The organism is Kitasatospora sp. NPDC057738 (assembly GCF_042798815.1).
Lineage (GTDB): Bacteria > Actinomycetota > Actinomycetes > Streptomycetales > Streptomycetaceae > Kitasatospora > Kitasatospora lactacystinica.
Window position 1 is genome coordinate 6231 of record NZ_JBHVJT010000091.1, and the last position, 3759, is coordinate 9989.

A 3759-nucleotide genomic window follows, 5' to 3' on the forward strand; every position below is an offset into this window, starting at 1 on the left:
GGCCTCGACGTCGGGGTTGATGGAGCGGGCTTCGACGGTGGTCATGGGATGGGGCCCCTCGGTTGACGATGGTGGGTATCGGACGGGTGGGCGGCGGCGGGGCCGGCGCCCGGTGCGCGGTGGCGGGTGGCCCGGCCTGCGGTGCCCGATGGCCGGTGCGCGGTGCCTGGTACGTGGTGCGCGGTGCGCGGTGCGCGGTGCCTGGTACGTGGTGCGTGGTTCTCGGCGCCGCGCGTGGAGCGTGGTGCGTGGTGCGTGGTGCGTGGTGCGTGGTGCGTGGTTCTCGGTGCCGCTCGGGCCGCCGTGGCGGCCGTGGCGGCCGTGGGGCCGGTTGTTGCGGTCGTGGTGCGGCCGCTCGGGCGGTGTTCTGTGCCGGGACCGGGCCGCGGGTGCGGACCGGTCGGCTCCGGCCGGGGTGGACGGCCTGGCCGGGCCGCTGCCCTCGGCGCCTGCCGTGCCGGGCGGCCGGGTGCCGTCCGTCGTGCGGTGTTTCCGGTCGAACTGGGTTGCTGGCCGGGTCGGTTGGTTCCCGGGGTCGGCGGCTCTGTCGTGTTCGGGCGGCCGGGTGCCGTCCGTGGTGCGGTGTGCCGGTTGAACCCGGTTTCCGGCGCGGGCGGGTGGTTGGGTGCCGACCGGTGGGCGGTGTGCCGGCCGGGCCGGGCGGGGGCTCCCGGGGTTTGACGCCGTCCGGGGTGGACGGCCGTCCCGGGCAGCCGCCCCCGGCGCCTGCCGTGCCGTGCCGTTCCGTGCCGTGCCGTTTCGGGCGGTTGGGTGCCGCCCTTGTGCGGTGTTTCCGGTCGAACTGGGTTGCTGGCCGGGTCGGTTGGTTCCCGGGGTCGGCGGCTCTGTCGTGTTCGGTGTGTTGCGGTGTGTTCGGCGGGTGCCGTTCCGGGTGGCCGGGTGCTGCCCGGGGGCGGGTGGTTGCGTGCGGGTGCGGTGTGTTGTGGGTCAGGTAAGCGCGTGTCTCGCAAGCGGTGCGCAAGGCAGTGGGGGCCGGGTGGGTTGCGGGCCGGTTGCGGGGGAGCGGGTTTCATGCGGTTTCGGCAAGACGCACGGCTTCCGGGGTCCGTCCCCGGGGGGTGCTTCGGTTCCCGGACGGCGTGTTGTGCGCTGGTGCGGGGGGTGTGGGCGCTGTCGCCGTTGTGTTCCCGGTGTTGTCGGTGCCGGCTGTTCCGCCTGCCCGTCCGCCCGGCCGTCCCGCCTGTTCGCCCGCCTGTCCCGCCCGCCCGCCCGTCCGCCCGCCCGTCCGCCCGTCCGCCCGTCCGTCCCGCCCGTTCGTCCGCTTGTCCGTGTTGTGTTCGTGTCTGTCGGCCGGCCTGTTGTCGGTGTTCCTGTTCGCCCTGCCCCCCTTTGTGTTGTCGGTTGTGTGTGGTGTGTTCCCGGGGGTCGGGGGTGCGAGGAGTGCCGGGGCCGGGTGCGGGTGCGGGCGGGGCTCGTAGCGGGGTCCGTTGCGGGCGGCGGCGTGGGCGGCGTGGGCGGTGGGGGGTGTGGGTGCGGGTCGGGGCCGGGGGTGGTGTGTGGGTGGTGTTTTCTGTCCTGCTTCTTTCGATGCGTTGACGGCGTCCACCGTGTGGTGGGCGTGGAGAGGAACGATCACTGATGTCTCAGATCCCCACGATCGAGGACCTGGCCCAGCAGCTCCAGGCGGTCTCCGGTGCCCAGGAGATCGACGCGGACGCGGCGTTGCAGCACATCGCGGACGTCGATTCGCTGGACCTGATGGAGTGGCTGTACGGCTTCCAGAACCAGTACCCGCACATCCCGGCGGACGAGTCGCTGTTCGCGGACATCGACGACACCACGACGCTGCGTGTGGTCCACGAGCGGATCCTGGCGCTCGTGCCGGCCGCCGGTAACTGAGTCCGGGCGCGGCGGCGGAGCGGGAGAGGGAGAGGGGTCGCGTGGTGAGCGGTTTCGACGTCACCGGCTGGGGGATGTCGGTTCCCGAACGGGTGGTGACCAGTGCCGAACTCGCGCAGCGTTTCGGTGTGGACGAGCACTGGATCGTCTCGCGGTGCGGGATCCGTGAACGCAGGGCCGTGGGCGAGGGGCAGACCACGGCGTCGATGGCCGTCGAGGCCGGGCGCCGGGCGCTGGAGCGCGCGGGGCTGACGGGTGCGGACATCGCGCATCTGATCGTGGCGACGGCGACGCCGGAGCAGCCCTCGCCGGCGACGTCGGCGTTCGTCCACGACGAGCTCGCGATCGCGGGCAGCGCGCACGACGTGAATTCCGAGTGTGCCGGGTTCGTGTACGCGCTGGTGACGGCGGCGGGCCTGTTGCGGATGGATCCGCGGCCGATCCTGGTGATCGGCTCGGACACGCACACGCTGACCGCGAACCCCGCCGACCGGGACCTGTCGATCCTGGTGGGCGACGGTGCGGGGGCGGTGGTCCTGCGGCCGGGGGCGGTGGACCGGATCCGGGCGTGGAACCTGGGCGCGGACGGCTCGTGCAAGGACAGTCTGAAGGTCCTGGCGGGGGGTTCGCGGATGCCGACCACCGCGGACACCGTCGCCCGGGGTCTGCACTACGCGCAGATCAACGGCAACGAGATCTATCTGAACGCGGTGCGCTACACGGTGCGCACGATCCGCGAGACGCTGGAGCAGGCGAAGATCACGCCGGAGCAGGTCGACCACGTGGTGCCGCACCAGGCGAACATCCGGATCATCAACTCGGTGCTCTCCCACACCGGTATCCCGGCCGACCGGCTGGTGACGAATCTGGAGCGCTACGGCAACACCGCGTCGGGGTCGATCCCGATCGCGTTGGCGGAGGCGCTGGACGCGGGGCGGATCAAGGACGGTGACACGGTGCTGCTGGCCGGGTTCGGCGCGGGTATGACGTGGGGTTCGGTCCTGCTGACGTGGGGAGGGGTGGCGCGGTGAGCGGCAGGGACGCTTTCGGTGTGCGGCCGCCGTCGCCGGTGGCGCTGGTCACCGGTGCCTCCGGGGGGCTGGGCAGTGAGCTGGCGCTGGCCCTGGACGCGGCGGGCTGCCGGGTCGCGGTGCACTACAACAGCTCGCGCGAGGGCGCGGAGAAGGTCGCCGCCCAGCTCGTCAACGAGCACGTGCTGGTGACCGGCTCGGTCGCGGACTGGGACGCGGTCGGCGCGATGTACGGGCGGATCGAGGCGGAGCTCGGGCCGGTGGACGTGCTCGTCAACAACGGGGCGATCCGCAAGGACGCGCTGATGGCGATGCAGGACCCGGCGCAGTGGCGGCAGGTGATCGACACCAACCTCGTCGGCTCCTTCCACACCGCGCGTGCGTGCGTGCCGGCGATGCTGCGGGCGCGCTGGGGGAGGGTGGTCAACATCGTCTCCCCGTCGGCGCTGATCGCCACCGCCGGGCAGACCGCCTACGCGGCGTCCAAGGCCGGCCTGATCGGGCTGACCCGTACCCTCGCGGCGGAGTGCGGGCGCAGGGGGGTGACCGTCAACGCCCTGTCGCCCGGCTTCATGATCACCGGCATGACGGACACCCTGCCCGAGCACGTCGTGGCGGGCATGCGCGAGAAGGTCCCGGTGCCGCGGTTCGTCACCCCGCGCGAGGTCGCCCGCTCGATCACCCTGTTCCTCGACCAGGACTGCATGACCGGCCAGGTCATCAGCATCGACTCCGGGGCCTCCATCACCTGAACGCCCCCCCGGCGGGCCCGGGCCCGGGCACGGCGGTCGGCCCCCGGCCACCCGCCCCCGGCCGCCCCGGGCCTGTGCCGCCCCGGGCCTGTGCCACAACACCGTCAGGGGGGTGA

At 73.1% G+C, this 3759-nt stretch carries 3 protein-coding genes; all 3 read left to right on the plus strand.

Translation table 11 applies throughout. From position 1 onward, the window contains the following. Window positions 1-1599: 1599 nt before the first annotated feature. Genes ACFVGO_RS34555 through ACFVGO_RS34565 form a run of 3 tightly spaced genes read left to right on the plus strand, consistent with a single transcriptional unit; the run spans window position 1600 to window position 3643 of the window. Window positions 1600-1860, plus strand: coding sequence for a hypothetical protein (locus ACFVGO_RS34555; RefSeq protein ID WP_224279085.1), 261 nt, complete (start codon window positions 1600-1602; stop codon window positions 1858-1860). Window positions 1861-1904: 44 nt separating this feature from the next. Beyond that, entirely contained in the window at window positions 1905-2891 is a 987-nt protein-coding gene (locus ACFVGO_RS34560; protein ID WP_380355169.1) for a 3-oxoacyl-ACP synthase III family protein, read from the plus strand. Continuing rightward, entirely contained in the window at window positions 2888-3643 is a 756-nt protein-coding gene (locus tag ACFVGO_RS34565) for an SDR family NAD(P)-dependent oxidoreductase (protein ID WP_359914065.1), read from the plus strand. The genes ACFVGO_RS34560 and ACFVGO_RS34565 overlap by 4 nt, the downstream gene beginning before the upstream one ends. Window positions 3644-3759 lie beyond the last annotated feature (116 nt).

What these genes read in the sequence shown, in the direction of transcription:
- ACFVGO_RS34555 (WP_224279085.1), top strand. Translation starts at nt 1,600, where the DNA reads ATGTCTCAGATCCCCACGATCGAGGACCTGGCCCAGCAGCTCCAGGCG.